We start from the raw sequence: 25533 nt of genomic DNA, 5'->3' as shown, positions 1-25533 counted from the left end.
GCGGTCCCCGAGCGACGCGCGAAACACCGGTCGCGTCGGCGAGCGACTCGGCGCGCAGGATGCGCCATGATGAAATCAGCCCGATCACCACATCACTCCGGGAGTCCCATGGCACAGGTCCACGTCGGCTACGCGGCAATGAGCGAGCAGTTCCACCCCACGGAGCTCGTCGACCTGTGCGCGTACGCCGAGGCCGCCGGCTTCAACGGCGTCATGGCCGCGGACCACTTCCAGCCGTGGGTGCCCGCCCAGGGTCATGCGCCCTACATCTGGAACGTTCTCACCGCCGCAGGCGAGCGGACCACGGGCGACATTGGGCCCGGAGTCATCTGCCCGTCCTTCAAGACCCATCCCGCGATGGTTGCCCAGGCGTCCGCGACGCTCGCCGCGATGTACCCGGGGCGGCACTGGCTCGGACTCGGCTCGGGCGAGGCGCTCAACGAGCACATCGTGGGCGGCTACTGGCCCGAGGCTCCCGAGCGGCTGGCCCGCATGTGGGAAGCCATCGCGATCATCAACAAGCTCTTCAGCGGCAAGGACGTCAAACACAAGGGTGAGTACTTCACCCTCGAGAAGACCCGCCTCTGGACGCTGGATGAGAAGCCGCCGATCTATGTCGCAACGGCCGGACCCATCACCGCCAAGCGGGCCGGCAAGGAGGTCGACGGCATCATCACCCCGGGCGCGACTACCGACAAGGTCGCGGGACTGCTCGGCAAGTTCGCCGACGGCGCCAAGGAGGCTGACAAGGACCCCGACGCGATGCCCAAGATCCTGCAGCTCCACCTCTCCTGGGCACCGACCCATGAGGAGGCCCTCGCCAACGCGATGACGGAGTGGCCCAACGGCGGCATGAAGTTCCCGAAGGGCGACATCCGCTCGCCGTTCGAGCTGCAGGAGATGGCCAAGATGGTCCGCCCCGAGGACTTCGAGGGTCGAATGCTCATCTCAGAGGATCCCGACGCCCACCGCGCCGAGATACAGAAGTTCCTCGACGAGGGCATCGACACGGTCTACCTCCACAACGTCGGGAGGAACCAGCGCGAATGGATCGACGTCTTCGGACGTGACGTCCTGCCGCAGCTGCACGGCTGATGATGACGGCACCCACCGCCCGCGAGATCAGTCGCGCAGTCTCGCGCGCCGTCGCGGGCAAGACGATCGACGCGCGCGAGGCCGCCGGGCTCCTGAGCGCGCGGGGTGAGGCGTTGCGCGTCCTGATGGCGGCAGCGGCGCGGGTCCGCGACGCGGGGCTGGAGTCGGCCGGCCGGCCGGGCGTCGTGACATACAGCAAGAAGGTCTTCATCCCACTGACCCGGCTGTGCCGCGACCGTTGCCACTACTGCACCTTCGCGACGACTCCAGGTCGCCTGCCCGCGCCGTTCCTGTCGCCCGACGAGGTGCTCGACATCGCCCGCAAGGGTGCTGCGATGGGGTGCAAGGAAGCGCTGTTCACCCTTGGCGACCGCCCCGAGGACCGCTGGGACGACGCGAAGGACTGGTTGACCGCCGCCGGCTATGACAGCACGTTGGAATACGTGCGCGCCATGGCGATCCGGGTGCTGGAGGAGACCGGGCTGCTGCCCCACCTCAACCCCGGCGTCATGAGCTGGAAGGAGATGTCGCGCCTCAAGCCGGTCGCCCCGTCGATGGGCATGATGCTCGAGACGACCAGCCGTGCACTGTTCGAGCAGAAGGGCCAAGCGCACTACGCCAGCCCCGACAAGGACCCCGACGTACGCCTGCGGGTGCTCGAGGACGCCGGACGCCTCAACATCCCCTTCACGACAGGCATCCTCGTGGGCATCGGCGAGACCATCGAGGACCGGGTCGAGAGCATCTTCGAGCTGCGTCGGATCGCACGGACATACGGCTCGATCCAGGAGGTCATCGTCCAGAACTTCGTGTCGAAGGATGACACCGCGATGCGCCGGACACCAGACCTCGACGTCGAGGAATATCTTGCTGCCATTGCGACGACCCGCGTCCTGATGGGGCCCGCGATGCGCATCCAGGCACCGCCCAACCTGGTGGACCTCGCCGACTGCCGCGCCCTGCTGGACGCCGGCGTCGACGACTTCGGTGGCATCAGCCCCCTCACCCCCGACCACGTCAATCCCGAGCGCCCCTGGCCCGAGCTGACCGCACTGTCCGAGCTGTGCACGGCACAGGGCTTTGCGCTGACCGAGCGCCTCACGGCCCACCCGCCGTACCTCGACGAGCCATGGCTCGATCCGCGCCTGCGCCCGCACATCAACGCGCTGGCGGCCGACGACGGCCTCGCCAGTGCTGACGCGATCCCCGAGGGCCTGCCCTGGCAGGAGCCCGACGGTGGTTGGACCACGACCGGCTGGCTGTCACGCGGACGCACCGAGCTGCACACCGAGATCGACACCGTCGGCCGAACGACGGATCGGCGCAGCGACTTCGAGGACGTCTACGGGGACTGGTCGCTGCTGCGCGCCGGACAGGCCGGTCGTGACGGCGCGGCCGCCCCCATCGGGATCGGTGACGACGGTTTCACCGCCGCGATGCGCGCCGCCGAACGTGACCCGGCGGGGCTGTCGGATGCCCAGGCCCTGCACCTGATGACGGCCGAAGGGCCACGACTTGATGCGGTGGCGAGCCTGGCCGACGATCTGCGCAAGCAGGCGGTCGGTGACGAGGTCACCTACATCGTCAACCGCAACATCAACTTCACCAACGTCTGTTACACCGGGTGCCGGTTCTGTGCGTTCGCCCAGCGGCGCACCGACGCTGATGCCTACACGCTGTCCCTGGCCGAGATCGGGGACCGGGCCAGCGAAGCCGTGGCCATCGGCGCGACCGAGGTGTGCATGCAGGGCGGCATCGACCCCGAGCTCCCCGGGACGGCCTACTTCGACATCGCGGCCGAGGTCAAGCGCCGCGAGCCGAGTCTGCACGTCCATGCGTTCAGCCCCATGGAGGTCATGAATGGCGTGACCCGCACGGGCATGTCCATCCGTGACTTCCTCGTCCGGGCCAAGGAGTCCGGCGTCGACTCGCTGCCCGGCACCGCTGCGGAGATCCTCGACGATGACGTGCGGTGGGTGCTGACCAAGGGCAAGCTGCCCACCGCCGAGTGGATCGAGGTCATCCGCACGGCCCACGAGATCGGTCTGCCGACGACATCGACCATGATGTACGGCCACGTCGACCACCCCGGCCATTGGGTCACCCACCTTCGTACGCTGGCGAACCTCCAGCGCGAGACCGGCGGTTTCACCGAGTTCGTGCCACTGCCGTTCGTGCACCAGTCCTCACCGATCTACCTCGCCGGCGTCGCGCGCCCCGGGCCGTCGGTGCGGGACAACCGCGCGGTGCACGCGATGGCCCGCATCATGCTCCATGGCCTGATCGACAACATCCAGTGCTCGTGGGTCAAGCTCGGACCCGCGACCTGCACCCAGGTGCTCCAGGGTGGGGTCAACGACCTCGGCGGCACGCTGATGGAGGAGACGATCAGTCGCATGGCCGGCTCGACCAACGGCTCCCGCAAGTCGATCGAGGAGCTCGAGCAGATGGCCGCCGCGGTGGACCGACCGGCCGTCCAGCGCACGACAACCTATGGCCGCGTCGCGGCTCAGCCGGCTGCGGTGTGACGACATGATGGTCGAGGCATCCGCCCTGGGCACGGGTTTCACCGTCATCATGCCGATGAAGCCGTGGGATCGCGCCAAGTCCCGTCTGCACGTCGAACCCCACGCCCGCCGGGCCCTAGCCGGAGCCTTCGCCCGTGACACCCTCGAAGCCGTGCTCCACTGTCCCGACGTGCAGGAGGTCGTGGTCGTCACGCGAGGCGATCTCGTCGTGAAGTATGTCCGGTGCGCCGGTGCGCACGTCATCCAGGAGCCGACGGACCGGCCGCTCGACACCCTCGGCTCGGCCATCCGCCACGGCATTGCCTGGGCCGCCGAGCGCCGTCCACACGCACCGGTCGCCGTCATCCCCTCCGATCTGCCCGCCCTCACCTCCCGGGCGCTCAGCGCCCTCCTCCGCGAGGTCGCGGGCCATCCCCTCGCCTTCGTGGCGGACGCAGGCGGCGACGGCACCACGATCCTCACCAGCAGGACACCCGGCCAGATGCACGCTGGATACGGCCCCGACTCGGCCGAGCGGCATCGCTCCTACCGGGCCTTCGAGATCACCGACGCCGACCCTGTGCTGCGCCGCGATGTCGACGTCTTCGCGGATCTGATCCAGGCGCACCGGCTGGGCCTCGGCCCCAACACCCTCCGCACCTTCGTCCACCTGACCGCCGAAGACGCCCAGGCCCAACGCTTCGTCGCGACCTTCTAGCTGGCTCTAGTCGGTCACGACCGCGATCACCACGTCCTGACGCAGTGCGCGTGCCAGGATGCGGAGCCGCTCGGCGAGCGCGCCCGCCTCGACGTATGCCTCTGGCGCACCGCTGACCCCCAGTGCGCGTACGTCGAGCGCACCGTCAGCCCCGACCGAGACATCAGCCAGGGACAGGTCCGCGCCAGCGCGGGCCAGGGCAATCAGGTCGTCGCCCGCCTCCGCCGACGGGAAGCCCCGCGGCATCCCTCCGCGCGCTGTCGCGGCGAGGACGGCTTCCCGCGCCCCGAGACCGAACAGATCGCTGTCATCGTCGCGGATCAACGCCGACGCGCCGCCGTCATGGGCATCGAACCACTCGATCGGCAGGCCACGCACGACGACAACGGGCTGGCCGTCGAGCTTGCCCGCCACGAGGTCGGCCGCGCCCGCGATCTCATCCGCGACGGCCGGTGCGGTGACCGCGAGGACATTGCCATACGCATCCTCGACCCCGTCGAACGACAGGTAGGGCGCGATTCCGGCGGACCCGATCGCGATGTCGGTCTGCCCGATCCGCCAGGCCCGGCCGGCGGTGTCGGTGATCAGCACGGCCAGACGTACGCCGGTCAGTGCCTCCAACCGCGAACGCAGGTCCCGGGCCGACCCATCGGGGTCCGGCGGCAACGGGATGACCGTGCCGGCAGCCAGGTTGGAGGCATCGATGCCCGCCGCGGCGAGGGTCAGGCCGGCGTGCGTGCGGACGATGCTGGTCTCGCCGCGTCTGGCCACCACCCGGTCGGTCTCGGCATCGAGCAGCGAGACGCGATCGCCGGTGGTCGCCAGCCCGGCCGCCTTGCTGACGACCTTGCTGGTCACCACAACGACATCCCCGTCGACGAGCGGCTCGGTGAGGTGCTCAACGATGATCGTGGCGAGATCGTCGCCGGGGTTGATCTCGCCGATCCCCTGCAGGGACCACACCTGAAGACCCATCTCAGCCTCCGGCGATCGTCGTGGCGAGGTCGAGCGTGTCCCGGGCAAGTTGTGCCGTGGTGTCGTCATCGGTCATGTAGAGCGGGACAGCACGCGACGTGATCCCGGCGTCCTCGATCGCCGCGACCGAGTCAGCATCCGAGCTGTCGACGAGCCAACCGTCAAGCACTCCCCCGGCCCTGCGAGGTCCGAGATGGCTGGCGACCCCGGCAGCGCTGATCTCGATCCCGAGACCCGTCAGGAGCTGGTCGGCCATGCCACGCACCGCTGCTCTGCCGATGATGGGCGAGACACCGACGACGGGCGCGTCCGTCGTGCGCACGGCGGCGGCGATCTCATCGACCGACAGGATCGCGCCGATCGACACGATGGGGTTGGACGGCGGCAGGATGACCCGGTCGGCGTCGAGGATCGCCTCGACCACGCCGGGGCCAGCCTTCGCGCCATCCGCACCCTGGAAAGTCAGCCCCCGCACCGGGACCTTGGCCCCGAGCCGGATCCAGTACTCCTGGAAATGGATCACGTCGACCCCGTCCTCGCCATCGATGGCGATGTGGGTCTCCACCTCGTCCTCGGTCATCGGCAGGAGGCGTACACCCGGGTTCCAACGCTCGCACAGGCGCTCAGTGACGTCAGCCAGTCCGGCGCCCTGATGCAGCAGCTGGGTCCGAAGGATGTGGGTCGCGAGGTCGCGGTCGCCGAGCCCGAACCAGGTGTTGGCGACGCCGTAGGCCGTGAGCTCATCCTTGGCGTTCCACGTCTCGTCGGTCCGACCCCACCTGCGTTCCGGGTCGATCCCGCCGCCGAGGGTGTACATCACGGTGTCGAGGTCAGGGCAGACTCTCAGGCCGAACAACCAGATGTCGTCCGCAGTGTTGCCGATGACCGTGACCTCGTCGTCGGCCCCGATCGCAGCGAGCAGTCCGGACAGGAATCTGGCGCCCCCGACCCCACCCGACAACACCGTGATCCGCACATCTTCATTCTGCCCGACGCCCGTGGCCGAGCCATCGGCGAGGCCGCGTCGTGATGCGTCTCAGAGAGCCGACTCGATGGCCCGCCAGAACGTCGGATAGGCATAGACCGTGTTCCTGAGCGTCGCGACCGGGATCTCGGCGCGGACGGCGAACGCCAGGCCGGCAAGGGTCTCCCCGCCCATCGGACCTGCGCTGGTCGCACCGACGATGACTCCCCGGTCCTCGTCGACAACGATCTTGATCAGGCCCTGGTTGCCGGCGCCGTGCAGCCAGCCCCGGCTGCTCGCCGCGATGTCGGTCAGTCCGACCCGCACGTTGAGACCGCGCTCGCGCGCCTGGGCCTCGGTGATGCCGACACCCCCGACCTCGGGATCGGTGAACGTCACCCGCGGGAAGCTGTCGTCATAGTCCTCAAGGGGCTCGCCGAGGATCGACCGCGCGGCGCGCTCGGCGTGGTACATCGAGAGGTGCGTGAACGCGCCACGACCCGCGATGTCGCCGATCGCCCACAGGCCGTCCTTGACGCGCATGTCGTCCTGGACGGTCAGGAATCGCTCCACCTCCACCCCGACGGTCTCCAGGCCGATGTCGTCGAGTCGAGACCTGCGCCCGGCGGCCACGAGCAGCCGCTCGGCGTCGAATGTCGAGTCACCGCAGCTCACGGTGAAGCGCGAACCATCGTGCTCGACGCGGTCGATCGTGATGCCGGCGTGCACATCGATGCCTTCGGCCTCGAAGACACCAGCCAACAGCTCAGAGGACTCCGGCTCCTCAGGTGCGAGGATGCGCGGTCCGACCTCGAGGACCGTCACCTCGGTGTCGAACCGGGAGAACGCCTGCGCCAGCTCCAGGCCGATCGCTCCACCGCCGATCACGATCATCGAAGCGGGCGCCCGCTCGGCCTTGAGAACATCGCGGTTGGTCCAGTACGGTGCGTCGGCCAGACCCGGGATCGGCGGCACCGACGCCGTGGTGCCGGTGTTGAGCACGACCCCCTTCGCCGCGACGAACTTCGCCGGTTGCCCGGAGTCCCCCGGGCGGGTCACTTCGACCGCACGTTCGCCGGTGAGGCGGCCGTGACCGCGCACGAAGGTCGCACCGCTGGCCGTGATCCGGTCGGCCGCCACCTGGTCGTCCCAGTTGTCGGTCGCCTCCTCGCGAATGCGCCTGGCCACGATCGAGAAGTCGGGCACGATCGAGGCACCACCAGCGAGCGACTCGACCCGGCGCGACTCGGCGAGGAGATTGGCGGAGCGGATCAGCATCTTGGACGGGATACAGCCCCAATAGGGACACTCACCGCCGACCAGCTCGGCCTCGACCGCGACGACATCCAGGCCGGCCGCCGTGAGGCGGGCGACGAGGGCCTCCCCGCCCGGACCGAGACCCACGACCACGACGTCACACTGCTGCTGATTCATACGGCCATCCTGTGGCATGCGGACCGGTCCTGCCAGACCTCGCTTGACCGATTTCGACCCGGCGGGGTCATGCCGTGGCTACGCTGCGCTGCATGGAAGCCGTACCTGCGACGAATGCCGATCGACGCGGAGCGCTCGCCGAGCTGGAGGCGCTCCACTCCGCCGGTCGAATCGATGCCAGCGAGCTCGCCCGGCGCAGGGCAGCGATCGCGAACGCGCAGACCCTGTCGGACCTGTCGGTCCTGGTGGCCGATCATGGCCGCGCCCCGGCGACAGGCCAGGACCGCGCCAACCGGACCTTCGGGGCCGTCGTGGTCGAGCGGTTGAACAGCCCGCTGCTCGGCGGATCGATTCGTCGTTTCACCGTCGGGCTCGGGACCCGCCGGATCGTCATCATGTTGATCGGGCTGGCGCTCGCGGCCTGCGTGGCCGTTGCCATCCCGTGGCTCGGCGCCCTCTCGGACGGCGGCCCATCGACGCCGGAGCTGCCCGGCGTGGACCCGCCCACCACCACCGCTGCCGCCGATCCTCGGCTCCTGACAGCCGAGGGGTTCACTGCGCTCCGCAACGACATGCGTGAGGAGCTCGGCAGCACCCGATATCTCAGCGCCGTGATCTATCCGGACTATGCCTCGATCGAGGTCCCCATATCCGGAGACCCCCGCCACTCTCGACGCTTGTACTACAACGGGAGCTTCCCGAACAGCTCGGTCGAGAGCCCTCGAGCAGCGGGTTCCGCGCCGGCTGACCTACGCGATGTCGACCTGGCCGCGCTGACCAGCACCATCGGCCAGGCGCCCACGCAGCTCAAGGTCGCCGATGTCACCTCTCGCTACGTCATCTTCGATCGACGGAAAGGTCGGTCAGTCATGTCGGTCTATGTGAGCAATGCGGCCGGCGAGTCGGGCTACTGGACGATGGATCTCAAAGGTCGGACCATCACCAAGCTTCAGAACCGCTGAGGTCACCGGGGGGCGAGGAGACGGCGCGGATTGATCACTCCGGTGCCGGTCCTGGTGTCGTAGCCCGCCGCACCCACGTCGTCGGCGGTCGACCGGATCAGCGAGCGAACCGTCGCCTGGTTGTACCTCGAGCCGCGACGGGCGATCTCCAGCGCAGCCGTGGCCGCCGCGTGGGGCGATGCCATCGAGGTCCCGGAGAGCACGCAATAGTTGGGTCGACAGCCCAGCGAGGAATGCGGGCGCGCGAGCATCGTCGAGACGATCCCGGAGCCGGGCGCCACGACGTCGACCCATGTCCCGCAGCTGGAGTAGGACGCGGTCGACCCGTTGGAGGCGATGGCCCCGACACCGAGCACACCGTCGTATGCCGCGGGGTAGGCCCTGGGAGACCCGAACAGGCCACACCCGTCGTTGCCGGCCGCAGCGACCACCACGACGTTCTTCGACACGGCATACGCGACGGCGGCTCGTCCGGCTGAGTCGGCCCGATTCGAGGAGAGCGAGAGGTTGATGACCTTGGCCCCGTTGTCGACCGCCCAGACGATGCCCCGGGCCACCCCCGCGGAGTCGCCGGAACCGGCGGAGTTCAGCACACGTACCGGCAGGATGCGGGACGACCGGGCCAGCCCGGCGATGCCGCGACCGTTGTTGGCAATCGCCGCGATGACGCCGGCCACGTGCGTGCCGTGACCGTTGTAGTCCTTGCCCGAGCTCGAAGCCCCCACGAAGTCGCGGCCCCGGAGCACGCGCCCGCTGAGATCGGGGTGGCTGGCACTCACCCCGGTGTCGACGACTGCCACGAGGACTCCGCGTCCGGTCGACGTCTGCCACACCGACTCGGCGCGGAAGCGGTTCAGCGCCCACTGGGAGGAGCGAAGGGTGTCGTTCGTGGCGTCGATCGTCACCGAATGTGCCAGGTCGACGCCGATCGTGGACGGCTTCGAGAGCCCTTCGAGGATCAGGTCGAGCGCACTGGACCGGCTCGCGGCGACGACCGAGGTGATCTTCGGCGCCCCCGAGGTGCGGGTCGTCGTGACGACCTTGAGCGGGCTGCCTGGTGTCGCCGAGGCGAGGATCCTGTCGGCTGTCGCCAGAAGCGTGGCGTCGATGCCGGACAGCGGATCGTCCGAAGCGTTGGCGGTCGACGCGGTGGCCGCTGTCAGGGTTGCGGCGAGAATCGCCGTCGTGATGATGCGTCCGGCCAGCATGCGCACGTGGTCACCTCTCGCTCGTCCCCTGTGACCAACGCGCCCGGGCTGGCAGAGTTACGCCATCGCCCGCGGCCCGTGGGTCTGGAGGAACAGCACGGGTCCGGCGAGCTCGGATCCAAGCTCGCGGATCGCCCCCAGCGCCTTTGCCGTGTAGACGGGCTCAAGCTCAAGGCCTTCGGTCCGCCCGGCCAGCTGAAGTGCCTCGACACCAGCTGGAGTCGAAGCACCGTACGTCTCACCCATCCACCTGTCGCTCGCGACGAGGTCGTCCGGCCCGAGCTCGATGGACACGTCTGCCCCACGGGTGCGCAGTAGCTCGGCCGTCCGGTTGGCCAACCGGCTGACCGTCACGGCATCAAGACGGAACGAGTCGTTGACGACGACGCCCAGGACCCGTGTCCGAAGGCCCGCCAGCCGCAGGCCGAGCGCGAGACCGGCTGCTGTGCCACCGGAGCCGACAGCCGTCACGATCGTCGCGGGCTCCGGCATTGCTCCGCTCTCGACCTGCTCGGCGATCTCCAGCGCAGTCTCGACATAGCCGAGGCTCCCGACGGGCGATGAGCCACCTGCGGGCAGATAGTAGGGCAGGCGTCCATGCGACGAGTGCCGCGCAAGGATCCACGGCGCAGCCAGCTTGAGCCGGCGCACCGACCGATGGCGGTGGATCACCGCACCGGAGGCGTCGAGCCTGCGGAGCTGATCCCGCACGTGGTCGTCGATGGGCTGGTCGACGAGGCCGAGCACGACCTGCAGGCCGTGCTCGGTGCCATAGAGCGCGGCCGCCAGGCCCCAGTGCGTACCGATGCCGCCGACCGTGAACAACGTGTCCTTGCCGCGGCGGTGCGCCTCCGGGATGATCCACTCCAGCTTGCGGACCTTGTTCCCACCCCACCCGCCGTCGCCGAACACGCTCTCGTCCTTGAGCCAGACCTCGGCGTCCAGACCGAGCCGGTCGAGGCGGCGCACCGGGGTCGGGGACGTGCCCAGTCCTATGAACGGGAGATCCGCGGTGGGGAATCGAGTGCCGAGTCGGGTCATGGCTCGCTACACATCGGAGTGGGAGCGCGGCTTGGGCTCGTGCCAGCGGATCACGCTGTAGACCAGCAGTCCCCAAGCGGCAGCCGCTGAGGCCCACAGGCCGAGCGCGGTCGCCCATCCGTGCGCCGGGAGCTGTGGACCGAACCCGACACTCAGCACCTCAAACTCCGGGATCTCGGGGCTGATCCACCACACGACACCCAGGGACACCAGCCACAGGCCACCCAGGAATCCGAGCAGGATCCGAGGCCACGTCGCGACGCCGTACTTGGCTGCCTCGATCGCCCTGCGCTCCAGCGGGCCGAGCAGCTTCTGCGCCCACACGTAGTGGCGGGACAGGAGCGCGACACCCGCCACGACGATCAGCAGGCCCGGTCCCGGGAGCGGCATGAGGACCAGTCCGAGAGGTATGAGGATCCAGCCGAGGATCTCCCTGCCAGTGCGCTGGAACCAGCTCTTCAACGTGGCTCCGGCACTCATGGACCAAGTCTGCCAGCAGACAGCAATTTGGGCTGGCGCGACCCGGCCGACCACGGTTGACTTGTTCGGGTGAACACCGCATCCTCACTTCTCCGGCTTGCCGAGGAGACCCTTGGTCTGACCCTCCCGATCCGCCTGCGCGCCTGGGACGGCAGCGAGGCCGGCGTGCCCGGCGCACCGGTCGTGGTGATCCGCAACAAGCGCGCGCTGCGGCACATCATCTGGAAGCCGGGCGAGCTCGGCGTCGCGCGAGCGTACGTCCAGGGCGACCTCGACATCGAGGGCGACCTCGGCGACGGGCTGCGGGCCATGTGGGACGCCGTGCGCAACGCCCGCATCGCAGACGATTCGGCCGGCCGGCCGAAGATCGGGCCGAAGCAAGTCCTCAAGGGTGCAGCGCTGGCCATCCGCCTCGGCGCGATCGGTCGACGCCCCCCGGCCCCGGCCGCCGAGTCCAACCTGACCGGCGAGCTGCACAGCAAGGAGCGGGACCAGGCCGCGATATCGCACCACTACGACCTGTCGAACGATTTCTACGAGCTGATCCTCGACCCCAACATGGCCTATTCGAGCGGCTTCCACGTCACCCCCGAGATGACCCTCGAGGAGGCACAGACCGCCAAGCTGCACCTGATCTGCAAGAAGCTCGGCCTGCAGCCCGGTATGCGGATGGTCGACATCGGCTCGGGCTGGGGATCGCTGACCCTGTTCGCCGCGGAGCACTACGGCGTCCACGTGACGGGGGTGACCCTGTCGGTCGAGCAACGCGACTATGTCATGGGCAAAGCCGCCGAGCGCGGGCTCAAGGGCAGGGTCGAGGTCAGCCTGCGACACTTCCGCGACCTCGAGGCGTCAGGGGTGCGCGACAACGAGATCGACGCGATCGCCTCGGTCGAGATGGGCGAGCACGTCGGAGACGCCGAATATGTTGTGTTCGTCGACTCGATCCACCGATACCTCAGGCCCGGCGGGCGCGCACTGATCCAGCAGATGTCGCGGAGCAACGACGCGCCCGGCGACAGCCCCGGTGGCGGTCCGTTCATCGAGACATACATCGCTCCGGACATGCACATGAAGCCACTGGCCAAGACGATCGGCCTGATCGCCGATTCCGGGCTGGAGATCCGCGATGTGCAGGCGATGCGGGAGCACTACCCGCAGACGGTCGCCGGCTGGGCAGCCAAGCTCGAGGACAACTGGGACGCGGCGGTCAAGCTGATCGGCGAGGAGAACGCCCGGGTGTGGCGGCTCTACCTCGTCGGCGGCTCGCTGGCCTTCGAGGAGAACCGGATGGGCGTCGACCAGATCCTGTCGGTCAAGCCAAGCGCGCGAGGTGTCAGCAGCATGCCGACCTCCCCGCTCGACTGGCTGACATAGTCATCGCATGATCCCCAACGACCTGTCACAGTCGGTCACGAGCCTCGCCGCCGGCCTCGGTGTGGTTGTCGCCTTCATGGCCGTCGGCCTGGCGATCGCGCAACACCAGAAGAAGCTCACCGTCGTCGACACGATGTGGGGGCTGGGCTTCGTGCTCGTCGCCGCCGAGACCGCCCTGGTCTCCTCAGGCGGCGACGGCGACCCGGCGCTCCGTTGGATCCTGCTCACGATGGTCACGATCTGGGGCGTACGCCTCGCGTGGCACCTGCACCGGCGCAACTCCGGACAGGCCGAGGACCCCCGTTATCAGGAGCTCGCGGACGCCGACGGGCGCTCGTTCACCCGGGTTGCCCTCATGCGGGTGTTCCTGCCCCAGGGTGTCGCGATGTGGCTCGTCGCGACCCCCATCATGGTCGGCGCCAACAATCACGACATCTGCACTCCGTTGCTGGCCGTGGGACTCGTCGTGTGGGCCATCGGCGTGTTCTTCGAGACCGTCGGCGACGCGCAGCTCGCGGCGTTCAAGCGCGACCCGTCCAACAAGGGCAAGCTCATGGACCAGGGTCTGTGGCGCTACACGCGCCACCCCAACTACTTCGGTGACGCCTGCGTCTGGACCGGGATCTGGATCGTTGTCGCCGGCTCGTGGGCGGGCCTTGCCACCGTGATCGGCCCGATCGCGATGACGGTGTTCCTCACCAAGGTCACCGGCGCCGCGCTCAACGAGAAGGGCATGAAGAAGAGCAAGCCCGGCTACGACGAGTACGTCCGGCGTACCAGCGGCTTCATTCCCCTACCCCCGAAGAAGAAGTAACCCCGGGTCAGGAGGAGACGAAGATGTGGACGGCGGCCTCGGCGTCGATCTCGGCGGTCTCACCCTGACGCGCGACGATCACCCCATCATGCCCCTGCGACACCAGCACGTCGTTGCCTGGCAGCACCCCGACGCGACGCAGGACCGACATGACCTCGGTGTCGGTCTGCAGGGGCTCGCTGATGCGCCGGACGACGAGGCGGATCGGCTCGATCGCACCGCTCACAGCCTTGGTCATCGGCAGCACCCCCTCGAGGAAGTCAGCGTCGCCGCCCAGCTGGCCCAGCTCGGCCAGGCCCGGGATCGGGTTGCCGTAAGGGGACTCGGTCGGGTGCTCGAGCAGCTCCACGAGCCGGCGCTCGACCTGCTCGGACATGACGTGCTCCCAGCGGCAGGCTTCCTCGTGGACGAATTCGATCTCGAGCCCGATGATGTCGGTCAGCAGGCGCTCCGCGAGACGGTGCTTGCGCATCACGCGAGTCGCGAGCTGACGACCCTTGGGCGAGAGCTCGAGATGGCGGTCCCCCTCGACCGTCAGGAGACCGTCACGCTCCATCCGGGCGACCGTCTGGCTGACCGTCGGTCCGCTCTGGTGGAGGCGCTCGGCGATGCGCGCGCGCAACGGGATGATGCCCTCCTCTTCCAGCTCGTAGACCGTGCGGAGGTACATCTCGGTGGTGTCGATCAGGTCGCTCACCCAGCCATTGTTCCACGCCCTGCACCAACGCCGTTCGCACCTGACAATAGGAGGCGTGACGACTTCGGTGATGTGGTTCCGGCGCGACGTCCGACTGGGTGACAATCCGGCGATCCACGACGCCCGTGACGCGGGGCCCGACGGTGTCGTGCCGCTGTTCGTGCTCGACGATCGGCTGTGGGGTTCGGGGGCGTCGACGCGCACGGCCTATCTCTCGCGCCTGCTCCAGGACTTCGCGGACCGGATCGGTAGCCTGCACGTCGTGCACGGTGACCCCGTCGAGGAGGTCGTTCGTGTCGCCCGTCAAGCCGGCGCCTCGAGCGTCCACATCGCGGCCGACTTCGCACCGTACGGAGCCCGGCGGGACGCCCGGGTCGAGACGGCGCTGGCGAAGCACGACATCGCACTGGTGCGCACCGGCTCCCCCTACGCCGTGGCACCCGGCCGGGTCACGAAGGACGACGGCACCGGTTACCGGGTCTTCACGCCGTTCTTCAATGGATGGAAGGAGCACGGCTGGCGCGGCCCGGCGCCCGAGGTCGGCGACATCCCGTGGCTGCGCCCCGATGGCCGCACGCACCGCATCCCGGCAGCCGCGATCCCCCACGGCCTCACCCTGCCACCGCTCGGTGAGGACGCAGCGCTCGAGCGTTGGCAGAGCTTCCTTGCCGACGACGTCGCCGACTATGCCGAGACCCGCGACCTGCCCGGTCCCGACCGGACCTCGCGCATGTCGGTGCACCTCAAGTGGGGCACGATCCATCCGCGTACGCTGCTCGCCGACCTGGCCCCGCTGCGCTCGCGAGGCGCAGAGGCCTACGCCCGTGAGCTGGCGTTCCGCGAGTTCTATGCCGACGTGCTGCACCAACGCCCGGACTCGGCGTTCGGCTACTACAACACCGCGTTCGAGCAGATGGAGTACGACGAACCCGGGGAAGCGCTCGAGGCGTGGAAGGCCGGGAGTACCGGCATCCCGGTCGTCGATGCCGGGATGCGACAGCTGATGGGTGAGGGCTGGATCCACAACCGCGTCCGTATGATCGTCGCCAGCTTCCTGGTCAAGGACCTGCACATCGAGTGGCAACACGGAGCACGGCACTTCTTGGACCTGCTCGTCGATGCGGATCTCGCATCCAACCAGCATGGCTGGCAATGGGTCGCCGGATCGGGCACAGACGCCTCGCCATACTTCCGGATCTTCAACCCGATGACGCAGGGCAAGAAGTTCGACCCCGACGGCCAGTACGTACGCCGGTGGGTCCCCGAGCTCGCCGATGTCGACGCCAAGCACATCCACGAGCCGTGGACGCTGGAGCAGCCGCCGGCCGGCTACCCGGCGCCGATCGTGGATCACGCCGAGGAGCGAAGGGAGTCGCTTCGCAGGTATGACGCGATCAAGTAGATAGGTTGATCCCGTGGTCACGATTCCTGCCCAGTTCAACGGGCCCCTCCACTCGGGCAACGGCGGTTATGTCGCGGGTCTGCTCGCCCAGGAAGTCACCGGCGACGGCCCGGTCACCTCGACATTGCGAATTCCGCCGCCGCTCGACGTACCGCTCAGCTGGGAGCGCGACGGCCCCGATGTCAGACTGCTGACCGCCGGCGGCGCCATCATCGGCAGTGCATCGCCGGGTGCGTTCGACCGCGAGGTCCCGGCCGGTCCCTCCGCGGAGGAGGCCGCCGCAGGCCTGGCCAACTATCCCGGCTTCACGCACCACCCCTTCGATCACTGCTTCACGTGCGGCACGGCTCGCGGCGAGGGCGACGGGCTGCGACTGTTCGCCGGGCCCATCGACCCGGCGAACCCCGGGCTGACTGCGGCGCCGTGGACACCGCACGAGGCATTCGCCGGTCCCGACGGGACGATCGGCGCCTGCGTGGCCTGGGCATCGCTGGACTGCCCCGGCGGCTGGGCAGCCGACTTCAGCAAGCGCACGATGGTGCTGGGCCGCATGACCGCCGAGCTCCTGCGGCGGCCGCTCGCCGGCGAGCCCTGCATCGCGGTCGGCGACCTGCACGCGCAGGAGGGGCGCAAGTTCTGGACCGGCACCGCGCTCTACGCAGCAGACGGCGAGCTGCTGGGGCGGTCCGAGCAGACCTGGATCCAGGTCGACCTGCCGACCTCACCCTGAACCGGGGCCTAGGGCTCAGGGTCCCTGGCGTCGTACGCGAGGAACCTGCGTTGCAGGATCACGGCGGTCGCCAGGCCGGCGAGGCACAGCGCTCCCCCGATGATCATGGCCCATTCCTCGTTGGTTGCTGCCGCGATCGAGCCGATCAGGAAGTCGCCGAGGCGCGGCCCGCCGGCGACGACGACGATGAACACGCCCTGAAGTCGTCCGCGCAGCTCATCAGGAGCGGCGGTCTGCAGGATCGTCGAGCGGTATGACGCGCTGACCATGTCCGCAGCGCCCGACAGCGCGAGGCAGGTGACGCCGAGCCACAGGACACCCGGCAACCCGATGGCGGAGAATCCGGTCGCGGCGACCGCCGCCCCGTAGACCGCGATGGCAACGACGATCGCGACGCCTTGCCGTCGCACCCGGCCGATCGAGCCGGAGACCGAGAACGCGATCAGCGAGCCAATCGCCGGCGCCGCCTGCAGCAGGCCGAGCGTCGAGGCCGAGCCGGCGTAGACCGTGATCGCCAGGGCCGGGAACAGCGCCCGGGGCTGGGCGAAGACCATCGCACACAGGTCGACGATGAACGTCATGCGCAGATTGGGTGCCGCCGCCAGGAATCGCAGGCCCTCGACGACTGAGCGCAGCCCGGGCGCCTGTCGACCGGTGTGGGCCGGAGGCATGGGCGGCAAGCGGATCAGCGAGTAGAAGGCGGCTCCGAATGTGAGCGCATCCAGGGTGTAGGCGACGTCGACACCGCGCCACCCGATGATCACCCCGCCGAGCAACGGGCCGACCGTGAAGCCGAGGTTGAACGAAGCCATCCCGAGCGCATTGGCCGCGGGCAGCTGCTCGGCCGGCAGAAGACGGGGCAGCATCGCAGATCGAGCCGGGTTGTTGACCGCGAAGAACACCGCCTGCAGGCCCACGAGGACATACAGGAGGCCGACCGAGTCGATCTCCGCATATGCCTGTGCAACCAGGACGCCGGAACAGATCCACAGGCCGACTGCCGACCACAGCGCCACGAGGCGTCTGTCGAACGCGTCGACGAGCGCACCACCATAGAGCCCGCCGAGCACCAGGGGAACCAGGCCACACAGCCCCACGAGCCCGACCTTGAACGATGACTGTGTGAGGTCGTAGACCTGGAATGCGATGGCGATGACGGTCATCTGCTGACCGAACTGCGAGATCGTCTGACCGAACCAGAGCCGGCGGTACGCAGGTGACTCCCGCAGGGGCCGGACGTCGGTGACGACGCGTCCCGCACGGGCCAGGAAGCTCACCGGTCGATCATGTCACCGTGCCGCACCAGCCGGAGTCGATGGCCGCCCTCATCGGGCCGGCCGAGGTCAGGGCTGGAGGTCGCCGACCAGCGGTGAGAACCTCGACCGCCGGGCGGCAAGCTCGAGGGACGCCACGTCCGGTGCGGCAGACACCGGACGAACGCCCACGACGGTGCGAATGATCAGCACCGGGATCACGGCCAGTGCGAGCAGCACCAGCAACAGCCACGAAGCGCGCCCGAAGATGTCGGACGTCATCGCCGCGAGTGCACCGACGGTGGAACCGCCACCGACGTATGCCGCTGCCCATGTCGCCGATCCCGCGAGCGATGGCGGTCCGAACCGGCGATATTCCAGTCCTGAGGCACCGGCCGCAGCCGGTGTGAGGGTGCGCACGATCGGGACGAGCCGCGTCGCGAACACCGCGACGCCTCCGCGACGGCGGAGCAGGTCGGTCGCGCGGTCGTAGTGGCGTACGCCGAGGCGCCTGACCATCTTGGTCTCGCGCAGGGCATCTCCGTATCGACGACCGAGCAGATAGCCCACGTGATCACCGAGGCACGCGCCGATCATCACCGCGACACCGAGCATGACCATCTCGACCGGCGAGCCCATCGTCGCGGCGAGCACGACGACGGCGGTCTCCCCGGGCACCACCATGCCGAACCCCAGGCCGGATTCGGCGAAGGCGAGGCAGAAGCCCAGGGCGAGAGTCAGCGCGGTTGCCGTCATGCCTCCAGCGTGACGCGGTGGCATGACGCGATCCCTGCGTCGAGGTGGATGCCGCGTGAACAGCAGGTATGCAGTCATGGGACAGCTCAACGGTCGTCGAGCAGGCCCAGCCCTTCCTTTCGCCGAGGCAGCGAACCGGGCCACTACTGTGGCCACATGCGAAACGTCCTGGTGACCGGGGGCGCCGGCTTCATCGGCTCCAACTTCGTCCGTCACCTCATCGCATCGACCGATCTCGACGTCACGGTCCTCGACAAGCTGACCTATGCCGCAAGCCGGGAGAGCCTCGACGGCCTGCCCGAAGAACGCTGCCGCCTCGTGGTCGGTGACATCGCCGATGCCGCGCTCGTCGACGGCCTGGTCGGCTCACATGACGCAGTCGTCCACTTTGCCGCGGAGTCACACAACGACAACTCGCTCGCCGACCCCAGCACGTTCGTGCAGACCAACCTCGTCGGCACGTTCACCATGCTCGAGGCCGCCCGCCGGCACGATGTGCGCTTCCACCACATCTCGACAGATGAGGTCTACGGCGATCTCGACCTCGATGACCCTGCACGGTTCACCGAATCGACCCCCTACAACCCCTCGAGCCCCTATTCCGCGACCAAGGCCGGGTCGGACCTCCTCGTCGCAGCATGGGTCCGCTCCTTCGGCGTACGTGCGACGATCAGCAACTGCTCGAACAACTACGGTCCCTATCAACACGTCGAGAAGTTCATCCCACGACAGATCACCCAGCTGATCGACGGCCTGCGGCCTCGGGTCTACGGCGACGGGCTCAACGTGCGGGACTGGATCCACGTCGATGACCACAGCCGAGCCGTCCTGACGATCCTCGAGCGGGGTGCGATCGGTGAGACATACCTGATCGGCGCCGCCGGTGAGCTGGGCAACCGTGAGGTCGTCGCGCAGCTTCTGGCACTCTTCGGCCGCGAGCCCTACGACTTCGATCACGTCACCGACCGGGCCGGCCACGATCGCCGCTATGCGATCGACTCGGGCAAGCTGAGGGCCGAGCTGGGCTGGGCGCCAGAGCTCGCCGACTTCACCTCGGGCCTGGCGGACACCGTCGAGTGGTACCGCGCCAACGAGCACTGGTGGCGACAGAGCAAGGCCGCAACCGAATCCATTTATGCACGACACGGGCAGTGAGTGTCGGGTCTTCGCCGAGATCTACGCCCCGCGCACGACCTGACAGGGTGTCCCGTCACGGCGCGAGGCGATCGCGACGCCAGCCATCGCCCTGGCGTAGGTATCTCAGCCGATCGTGCAGCCTGCTCTCACGGCCCTGCCAGAACTCGACCTGCTCGAGCGCGATCCGGTAGCCACCCCAGATCGGCGGTCGTAGCACGTCATGGCCCGCGAAGATCTGCTCGACCTCGATGACCCGCTCCTCGAGCACCTCGCGGCTGGCGATCCGTCGGGACTGGGGGGAGGCGACAGCGCCGATCTGAGAACCGCGAGGACGGGACTGGAAATACGCGTCGGACTCGGCCTCATCGATCCTGGCCACCGGCCCCTCGACACGGACCTGACGCTGCAGCGGATGCCACAGCATCGTTGCCGCAGCCCGCGGATTGGCCGCCAGCTCGGCGCCCTTGCGCGACTCGTAGCCGGTGAAGAAGGTGAGGCCCCGGTCGTCGAGGCCCTTCAGCAGGACGATGCGCGACGACGGCCGGCCGTCGGGCGTCGCGGTCGCGAGCGCCATCGCGTTCGGCTCGTGCAGACCCGCGTCGATCGCCTCACCCAGCCATCGTCCGAACAGGGCCAGCGGATCGTCACCCGCAGCCGCCTCCTCGAGCCCGTCCCGGGCGTACTCGGCTCGCATTCGGGCCAAATCAGGGGACTCCATGACTCAACGGTAGTAGCGCAGGGCAGAATGCACGGTATGACTGAAGTGCACCACGGACTTGAAGGCGTCGTTGCGTTCGAGAGCGAGATCGCCGAACCCGACAAAGAAGGGTCTGCGCTGCGCTATCGCGGTGTCGACATCGACGACCTCGTCGGCCGCGTGCCGTTCGAGAAGATCTGGGGGCTGCTCGTCGATGGCTGCTACGAGCCGGGGCTCCCGCCGGCCGAGCCGTTCCCCATCCCGGTGCACTCCGGCGACATCCGTGCCGACGTACAGAGCGCGATCGCGCTGACGGCACCTGCCTGGGGCCTCAAGCAGCTCTATGACATCGACGACGCCCAGGCTCGTGAGGACCTTGCCCGCACCGCGGTCATGGTCCTTTCCTATGTCGCCCAGGCCGCTCGCGGTGTCAGCAAGCCGATGGTGCCGCAGGCAGAGATCGACAAGAACGACACGATCATCGGCCGTATGCTCACGCGCTGGCGGGGCGAGGTCAACCCCGATCACGCCAAGGCCATCGACGCCTACCTCGTCTCGGCCGCTGAGCACGGCATGAACGCCTCGACGTTCACGGCCCGCGTCATCGCGTCGACCGGCGCCGATGTCGCCGCCGCACTCTCCGGAGCCGTCGGCGCGATGTCCGGCCCACTGCACGGCGGCGCCCCCGCCCGGGTGCTCACGATGATCGAAGAGGTCGAGAAGTCCGGCGACGCCACGGCCTACGTCAAGGGCCTCCTGGACAGCGGCGAGCGCCTGATGGGCTTCGGTCACCGCGTCTATCGCGCCGAGGACCCCCGCGCACGGACCCTGCGACGTACGGCCAAGGAGCTCAACGCTCCGCGCGCCGAGGTCGCAGTCGCGCTGGAGGAGGCTGCCCTCAAGGAGCTCCGCGAGCGTCGTCCCGACCGCGTGCTCGAGACCAATGTGGAGTTCTGGGCGGCGATCGTCCTGGACTACGCCGAAGTTCCGCCGCACATGTTCACCGCGATGTTCACCTCGGCCCGCACAGCGGGGTGGAGCGCCCACATCCTCGAGCAGAAGCGCACGGGCCGCCTGATCCGCCCGTCGGCGATCTACACCGGCCCGGCAAGCCGCGGCGCTGTTGAGGTCGAGGGCTGGGACCCGGCCTGGGCCACGGACTGACCCCAGGTCCGGCGGCCCACCGCCCCGCCACCAGCATCGAGCGGTGGACCAGCGACCTATCCGAGGTGCTGAAAGGTCGGTAGGTCACCGCCGAACTGGCGAGGTCCCGCTACAGGATGCTCTTGGTGACGGTGCGGACACCGACCCACAGACCTCCGGCCGCCGTGACGACGGCCGCGATCAGCCCGAACAGCACCGCCCGGTCATCAAAGGTGCCGGAGAACAGCACCCGCTCGGCATCGACGATGTAGGTCAACGGGTTGAACTTCGACAACACCTGCATCCACTCGGGTCCGGTCTCCAGCGGCAGCATCATGCCCGACAGGATCAGCAGCGGGAACAGCAGCGACTGCTGCACCGCCCAGAACGCCCACTCGTTCTTGCGGGTCGCGATCGCCAAGGCGTACGACAGCGCGCCGACCCCGACCCCGAAGACGCCAAGGATCAACAGTCCGACCACGATGTGCCCCGGGAAGAACTCGAACCCGAACGGGACCGCCACCAGCGTGATGATGAGCGCCTGTACGACCAGCGGCGTCAGCTCCTTCAGGGCCCGGCCGATCAGCAGGGCGGGACGGGCAAGCGGCGTCGCGAGGATCCGCTCGAACGCGCCGGTCATGATCTCGAACTGCAGGTTGGCGCCGGTCATCGACGTGCCGAACATCGTGATCATGACCACGACACCGGGCAGGAAGAACTGCAGCGTCGAGCCGAAACCGAGCCCGTCCTCACCGGCGACACCTGACAGAAGCGGGCCGAACAGCCCCAGGAACACCAGTGGCTGGATGAGGGAGAAGATCAGCGAGAACGGGTCCCGCAGGATCGTGAGCGTCTCGCGCATCCACACCGACCTGATGTCGCCGAGCAGCGATCGTCGGGCGATGCGGTCGGAGGTGGCGGCTGAATCGATGATCGTGGTCATGCTTCTGCTCCTTCGCGAAGGCTGCGGCCGGTGAGGTTGAGGAATACGTCATCGAGAGTGGGTTGCTTGAGCGTCGCCGCCCTCACGGCAACCCCCTTGTCGCCGAGCGCGTGCAGGACGCCGGGCAGCGCCGCCGGCCCTGCATCGACGCGGAACGAGATCGTGACGCCTCCCGCGTTCGGCGCCTCCTGGACCTCGGTGCCGGTCCGCCCGACCACGTCCCTGGTCGTCGGGAGATCGGCCGCATCGATCGTGAGTGAGATGCGGTCGCCGGCTTGCTCGGCCTTCAGCGCATCGGCGGTGTCGTCGGCGATGATCCTGCCGTGGTCGATCACGACGACTCGTTCGGCCATCGTGTCGGCCTCCTCGAGGTAGTGCGTCGTCAGCACGATCGTCGTGCCGAACTCCTCTCGCAGGCGCAGGATGTGGTCCCACAGGTTGGCCCGGTTCTGCGGGTCCATCCCGGTCGACGGCTCGTCGAGAAACAGCAGGGCAGGTTCGTGGATGAGACCCAGGGCGATGTCGAGGCGCCGCTTCTGGCCACCGGACAGCGTGCTGACCTTGCGCAGCTTCATGGCCTCGAGGTCGAGCGAGCCGAGGAGCTCGTCGGCCCGGGTCGCGGCACGATCCTTGCTGAGTCCGTAGAAGCGCCCCTGCAGGAGGAGCTCGTCCCAGACACGGTAGTTGTGGCCCGCCCCATCCTTCTGGCCGATGTAGCCGATGCGGCTGCGCACTCCGGCCGGGTCCGCCGTGACGTCGATGCCCGCCACCGTCGCGTTGCCCGAGGTCGGCGGCAGCAGGCTCGTCAGCATGCGCAGCGTCGTCGACTTGCCGGCGCCGTTGGGGCCGAGGAAGGCGACGAGCTCGCCCGCGGCGACGTCGAGGTCGATTCCGCGGACCGCCTCTACGGTCTCCTTCCCGGACACGAAGGTCCGGGTGAGCTGTTCGGTGTGGATCATGTGGGTCCCTTTTCGTACGTTGTACTGAATACTTACAATTACATCATACGGTGTACGGTGTGACAAGAACGTGGCTCGAGGAGGATTGCCGTGGCAGACGTTTCACAACCCGTTCCCGAGAGCGAACCCTCGACCTGGGGCACGCCCGAGGGACGCCACATGATCGAGCTCCTGTGGGATCCACCCGCCCCGGCCGGCCGGGGGCCCAAGCAGAAGCTCACCCTCGACCAGGTCATCGAGGCCGGCATGTCTGTGGCGGCCTCCGAGGGAGTCGACAAGCTCTCGATGCGCAATGTCGCAGCCCATCTCGACGTCGGCGCCATGAGCCTGTATACGTACGTTCCGGGTCGTGACGAGCTTTTCGAGCTGATGATCGATCGTGCGTATGCCGTACGGTCGCTCCCCGACCCGACCCTCCCCTGGCGGTCGCAGCTCGAGGCCCACGCCCGCGAGGCCTGGGCGATGTACCAGACCTATCCGTGGCTGATCCGTGCCAACCTCTGGCGTATGCCGCTCGGCCCCCACGTGCTGGATGTGCAGGAGTCGATCTATTCAGCCACCCGGCTGACGGGCCTCACCGAGGTCGACGTGGTGCGCGTGGCAAGCCTGGTCGAGTCGCACGTGTTCGGGGTGGCCCGCGGCCGGATCACCGACACCAGCGTCTCGTCCAACACCGGCATCACGGCCGATGAGTACTGGGAGTCGCGGGGCAGCTTCTGGGGCACCTACTACACACCGGAGCGCTTCCCATCCATGACGCACATCTGGGAGACCGGGGCGTTCGACCGGCCTTTCGAGGACGACATCGAGTTCGGGCTCGCACTCCTGCTCGACGGCATCGAGCTGCTGGTCGCGAAGTCCGTCGACGCATGATCCCTGCTCACCCGAAGAACGCGTGGAACCGATGTCGAAATCGGCGCCGGCCGGTCGACGTATGAGTGCCAGCACCACACCCCAGGAATCAAGGAGACGATCGCGATGTCATTTCAGGCCTACCTCGACAAGGCCGAGGAAAAGACCGGCCTCACCCCGCGGGAGATCATTGCGCTGGCGCACGAGCGCGGATACGACCAGCCCGAGATCAAGGCCGGCGTGATCGTCGAGTGGCTCAAGACCGACTACGACCTCGGCCGGGGCCACGCCATGGCGCTGGTCCATGTCATCAAGAACGGGCCCGCGATCAGCAACAAGCATGTCGGCACGGATGGGACACACCGGGACGACTCCGACACGCTCTGGCTGGACGGCAAGCACAACCGGACCTGACCCGGCACTCCTCGCCTATGCTGAGCGCCGTGAGATCAAAGTGGAGCACGATCCTCGCGGGGGTCATCTCCTGCGTCGTCCTCGCGAGCGTCGCACTGGTCCTTGCCTCTCCCGATGGGTCAGTCGGCGACGACAGGGCCCGCCCGACATCCACGGCGACCACGGAGGGCGAACCGTCCACTGCAACTCCCTCCCCCTCCCCCTCATCGACTGCGACCACCGCCGCTCCCGAGCCGAGCGGCCGGCTCGCCCCGGCCTCCGTGCGCGGCCCGTGGCCCGGCCGGCCCGACGCTGCCACAGCCGACGGCTCGAAGGTCGACTGGTGCCCGGCCGTACGGACGACCGGTGCCGCCGAGGCACAGCGAGAGTTCGGCAAGGCGAGAGTTCTCCGGGCTGCCTGCGCCGCAGTGAGCTTCATCTTCGATCGGCGCTATTCACGGTTGTCACTGCCCCGCAGCTCCTACGCCGCCAAGGATCTCGACTTCGTTCTACCGGCGCTCACGGAGTCCGCCGTGAGGGGATACCGACCCCGCATCAACACCTTTCTCGCCAATCCTGACAGCGTCGATGCCCGGGAGGATCTTGGGCTCGTGCTGTTCCGCGGCGAAGGCACCGCCAAAGGCGCGAAGCACGCGTCTGCCGGACGGGGCCGTGTCTTCTACGGCACGGCATTCACGACCAAGGGCTACAGGCATCGCGACGAGTGGATCAATCCGAAGTGGTCCCGCGTCCGGATCAGTGTGGATCGGTCGAAGGCCGAGCCGCGAATTGTCGCCAGGCTCGAAGCCTCGGCCTCTGCACCCGTGTTCAACACCAGCATCCGCCGTCACGACATGGTGACCGTCCCGACCAGCGCGACGTTCTTCCTGCGCCGCGAGGGCCGCGGCTGGAGGATCGGCGGCTGGGACATCACCAGCGGGTCCTACGCGTACCGGCGACTCGCGCTGAAGTGACCGCGGACAGGAGCCGGCCATC

The 25533-nt window shown here is 68.4% G+C and carries 25 protein-coding genes; 13 read left to right on the top strand and 12 right to left on the bottom strand.

Going from position 1 to position 25533, the window contains the following annotated elements; all coding sequences use genetic code 11:
• Window positions 1–108: 108 nt before the first annotated feature.
• Genes WKF39_RS02955 through cofC form a run of 3 tightly spaced genes read left to right on the top strand, consistent with a single transcriptional unit; the run spans window position 109 to window position 4320 of the window.
• Window positions 109–1095: a TIGR03557 family F420-dependent LLM class oxidoreductase gene (locus WKF39_RS02955; protein ID WP_340385738.1), complete on the top strand. Its 987-nt coding sequence runs from the start codon at window positions 109–111 to the stop codon at window positions 1093–1095.
• The gene (locus WKF39_RS02950; RefSeq protein WP_340385737.1) at window positions 1095–3623 is read left to right on the top strand and encodes a bifunctional FO biosynthesis protein CofGH; all 2529 of its coding nucleotides are present in this window, start codon (window positions 1095–1097) and stop codon (window positions 3621–3623) included. The genes WKF39_RS02955 and WKF39_RS02950 overlap by 1 nt, the downstream gene beginning before the upstream one ends.
• Window positions 3624–3627: 4 nt before the next feature.
• Entirely contained in the window at window positions 3628–4320 is a 693-nt protein-coding gene (gene cofC, locus WKF39_RS02945; protein WP_340385736.1) for a 2-phospho-L-lactate guanylyltransferase, read from the top strand.
• A 6-nt stretch (window positions 4321–4326) separates the two neighbouring features.
• Here cofC and cofE read toward each other — a convergent pair whose 3' ends face one another.
• From cofE to WKF39_RS02930, 3 genes are read right to left on the bottom strand one after another with little or no spacing between them, the layout of a single operon-like run.
• Window positions 4327–5295, bottom strand: coding sequence for a coenzyme F420-0:L-glutamate ligase (gene cofE, locus WKF39_RS02940; RefSeq protein ID WP_340385735.1), 969 nt, complete (start codon window positions 5293–5295; stop codon window positions 4327–4329).
• Between the two features lies 1 nt (window position 5296).
• Window positions 5297–6271 carry a 2-phospho-L-lactate transferase gene (cofD, locus tag WKF39_RS02935; RefSeq protein ID WP_340385734.1) on the bottom strand — a complete coding sequence of 325 codons (975 nt, stop codon included), beginning with the start codon at window positions 6269–6271 and terminating at the stop codon, window positions 5297–5299.
• 60 nt (window positions 6272–6331) lie between these two features.
• Window positions 6332–7693 (bottom strand): NAD(P)/FAD-dependent oxidoreductase, encoded by a 1362-nt coding sequence (locus WKF39_RS02930; RefSeq protein ID WP_340385733.1) that lies wholly within the window; start codon window positions 7691–7693, stop codon window positions 6332–6334.
• Between the two features lie 92 nt (window positions 7694–7785).
• Here WKF39_RS02930 and WKF39_RS02925 point away from each other — a divergent pair, with 92 nt between their 5' ends.
• Window positions 7786–8655 (top strand): DUF1707 domain-containing protein, encoded by an 870-nt coding sequence (locus WKF39_RS02925; RefSeq protein WP_340385732.1) that lies wholly within the window; start codon window positions 7786–7788, stop codon window positions 8653–8655.
• Window positions 8656–8657: 2 nt separating this feature from the next.
• On the opposite strand, the gene WKF39_RS02920 is transcribed toward WKF39_RS02925, so the two are convergent.
• From WKF39_RS02920 to WKF39_RS02910, 3 genes are read right to left on the bottom strand one after another with little or no spacing between them, the layout of a single operon-like run.
• On the bottom strand, window positions 8658–9863 hold the full coding sequence (locus WKF39_RS02920; RefSeq protein WP_340386073.1) for a S8 family serine peptidase: 1206 nt from the start codon (window positions 9861–9863) through the stop codon (window positions 8658–8660).
• A 57-nt stretch (window positions 9864–9920) separates the two neighbouring features.
• The gene (locus WKF39_RS02915; RefSeq protein ID WP_340385731.1) at window positions 9921–10904 is read right to left on the bottom strand and encodes a pyridoxal-phosphate dependent enzyme; all 984 of its coding nucleotides are present in this window, start codon (window positions 10902–10904) and stop codon (window positions 9921–9923) included.
• A gap of 6 nt (window positions 10905–10910) precedes the next feature.
• Window positions 10911–11384, bottom strand: coding sequence for a PGPGW domain-containing protein (locus WKF39_RS02910; protein WP_340385730.1), 474 nt, complete (start codon window positions 11382–11384; stop codon window positions 10911–10913).
• A 69-nt stretch (window positions 11385–11453) separates the two neighbouring features.
• Between WKF39_RS02910 and WKF39_RS02905 the strand changes: the two genes are divergently transcribed.
• Together WKF39_RS02905 and WKF39_RS02900 are read left to right on the top strand one after the other, a co-directional pair.
• Window positions 11454–12761: a cyclopropane-fatty-acyl-phospholipid synthase family protein gene (locus tag WKF39_RS02905; RefSeq protein WP_340385728.1), complete on the top strand. Its 1308-nt coding sequence runs from the start codon at window positions 11454–11456 to the stop codon at window positions 12759–12761.
• A 7-nt stretch (window positions 12762–12768) separates the two neighbouring features.
• Entirely contained in the window at window positions 12769–13575 is an 807-nt protein-coding gene (locus WKF39_RS02900; protein ID WP_340385726.1) for a DUF1295 domain-containing protein, read from the top strand.
• Between the two features lie 7 nt (window positions 13576–13582).
• Here the strand turns inward: WKF39_RS02900 and WKF39_RS02895 are convergent, their stop codons facing one another.
• Window positions 13583–14272: a metal-dependent transcriptional regulator gene (locus WKF39_RS02895; RefSeq protein WP_340385724.1), complete on the bottom strand. Its 690-nt coding sequence runs from the start codon at window positions 14270–14272 to the stop codon at window positions 13583–13585.
• Window positions 14273–14327: 55 nt separating this feature from the next.
• On the opposite strand from WKF39_RS02895, the gene WKF39_RS02890 reads away from it, so the two are divergent.
• Together WKF39_RS02890 and WKF39_RS02885 are read left to right on the top strand one after the other, a co-directional pair.
• A complete protein-coding gene (locus WKF39_RS02890; RefSeq protein WP_340385722.1) occupies window positions 14328–15674 on the top strand; it encodes a deoxyribodipyrimidine photo-lyase in 1347 nt (448 codons plus the stop codon).
• A 13-nt stretch (window positions 15675–15687) separates the two neighbouring features.
• On the top strand, window positions 15688–16404 hold the full coding sequence (locus WKF39_RS02885) for a hypothetical protein (RefSeq protein WP_340385720.1): 717 nt from the start codon (window positions 15688–15690) through the stop codon (window positions 16402–16404).
• Between the two features lie 8 nt (window positions 16405–16412).
• Here the strand turns inward: WKF39_RS02885 and WKF39_RS02880 are convergent, their stop codons facing one another.
• Together WKF39_RS02880 and WKF39_RS02875 are read right to left on the bottom strand one after the other, a co-directional pair.
• The gene (locus WKF39_RS02880; protein ID WP_340385718.1) at window positions 16413–17681 is read right to left on the bottom strand and encodes an MFS transporter; all 1269 of its coding nucleotides are present in this window, start codon (window positions 17679–17681) and stop codon (window positions 16413–16415) included.
• A 66-nt stretch (window positions 17682–17747) separates the two neighbouring features.
• Window positions 17748–18413 carry a DedA family protein gene (locus WKF39_RS02875; protein ID WP_340385716.1) on the bottom strand — a complete coding sequence of 222 codons (666 nt, stop codon included), beginning with the start codon at window positions 18411–18413 and terminating at the stop codon, window positions 17748–17750.
• 156 nt (window positions 18414–18569) lie between these two features.
• Here WKF39_RS02875 and rfbB point away from each other — a divergent pair, with 156 nt between their 5' ends.
• Window positions 18570–19568: a dTDP-glucose 4,6-dehydratase gene (rfbB, locus tag WKF39_RS02870; RefSeq protein WP_340385714.1), complete on the top strand. Its 999-nt coding sequence runs from the start codon at window positions 18570–18572 to the stop codon at window positions 19566–19568.
• Between the two features lie 55 nt (window positions 19569–19623).
• Here rfbB and pdxH read toward each other — a convergent pair whose 3' ends face one another.
• Entirely contained in the window at window positions 19624–20268 is a 645-nt protein-coding gene (gene pdxH, locus WKF39_RS02865; RefSeq protein ID WP_340385712.1) for a pyridoxamine 5'-phosphate oxidase, read from the bottom strand.
• 36 nt (window positions 20269–20304) lie between these two features.
• Between pdxH and WKF39_RS02860 the strand changes: the two genes are divergently transcribed.
• Window positions 20305–21411: a citrate synthase 2 gene (locus WKF39_RS02860; RefSeq protein ID WP_340385710.1), complete on the top strand. Its 1107-nt coding sequence runs from the start codon at window positions 20305–20307 to the stop codon at window positions 21409–21411.
• A 109-nt stretch (window positions 21412–21520) separates the two neighbouring features.
• On the opposite strand, the gene WKF39_RS02855 is transcribed toward WKF39_RS02860, so the two are convergent.
• Both WKF39_RS02855 and WKF39_RS02850 read right to left on the bottom strand, forming a co-directional pair.
• Complete coding sequence (locus WKF39_RS02855) at window positions 21521–22333, bottom strand: ABC transporter permease (RefSeq protein WP_340385708.1); 813 nt, start codon at window positions 22331–22333, stop codon at window positions 21521–21523.
• Window positions 22330–23292, bottom strand: a complete 963-nt coding sequence (locus tag WKF39_RS02850) for an ATP-binding cassette domain-containing protein (protein ID WP_340385706.1) — start codon at window positions 23290–23292, stop codon at window positions 22330–22332. The genes WKF39_RS02855 and WKF39_RS02850 overlap by 4 nt, the downstream gene beginning before the upstream one ends.
• A 90-nt stretch (window positions 23293–23382) precedes the next feature.
• Here WKF39_RS02850 and WKF39_RS02845 point away from each other — a divergent pair, with 90 nt between their 5' ends.
• The 3 genes from WKF39_RS02845 to WKF39_RS02835 all read left to right on the top strand — a co-directional run bounded on the left by WKF39_RS02845 (window position 23383) and on the right by WKF39_RS02835 (window position 25511).
• Entirely contained in the window at window positions 23383–24165 is a 783-nt protein-coding gene (locus WKF39_RS02845) for a TetR/AcrR family transcriptional regulator (protein WP_340385704.1), read from the top strand.
• A gap of 105 nt (window positions 24166–24270) precedes the next feature.
• Window positions 24271–24558: a DUF4287 domain-containing protein gene (locus WKF39_RS02840; RefSeq protein ID WP_340385702.1), complete on the top strand. Its 288-nt coding sequence runs from the start codon at window positions 24271–24273 to the stop codon at window positions 24556–24558.
• A gap of 29 nt (window positions 24559–24587) precedes the next feature.
• Window positions 24588–25511, top strand: a complete 924-nt coding sequence (locus tag WKF39_RS02835; protein ID WP_340385701.1) for a hypothetical protein — start codon at window positions 24588–24590, stop codon at window positions 25509–25511.
• Window positions 25512–25533 lie beyond the last annotated feature (22 nt).

It is taken from the genome of Aeromicrobium sp., from assembly GCF_037719875.1.
Taxonomy (GTDB): Bacteria; Actinomycetota; Actinomycetes; order Propionibacteriales; family Nocardioidaceae; genus Aeromicrobium.
This window is presented reverse-complemented; position numbering and strand designations above follow the sequence as displayed.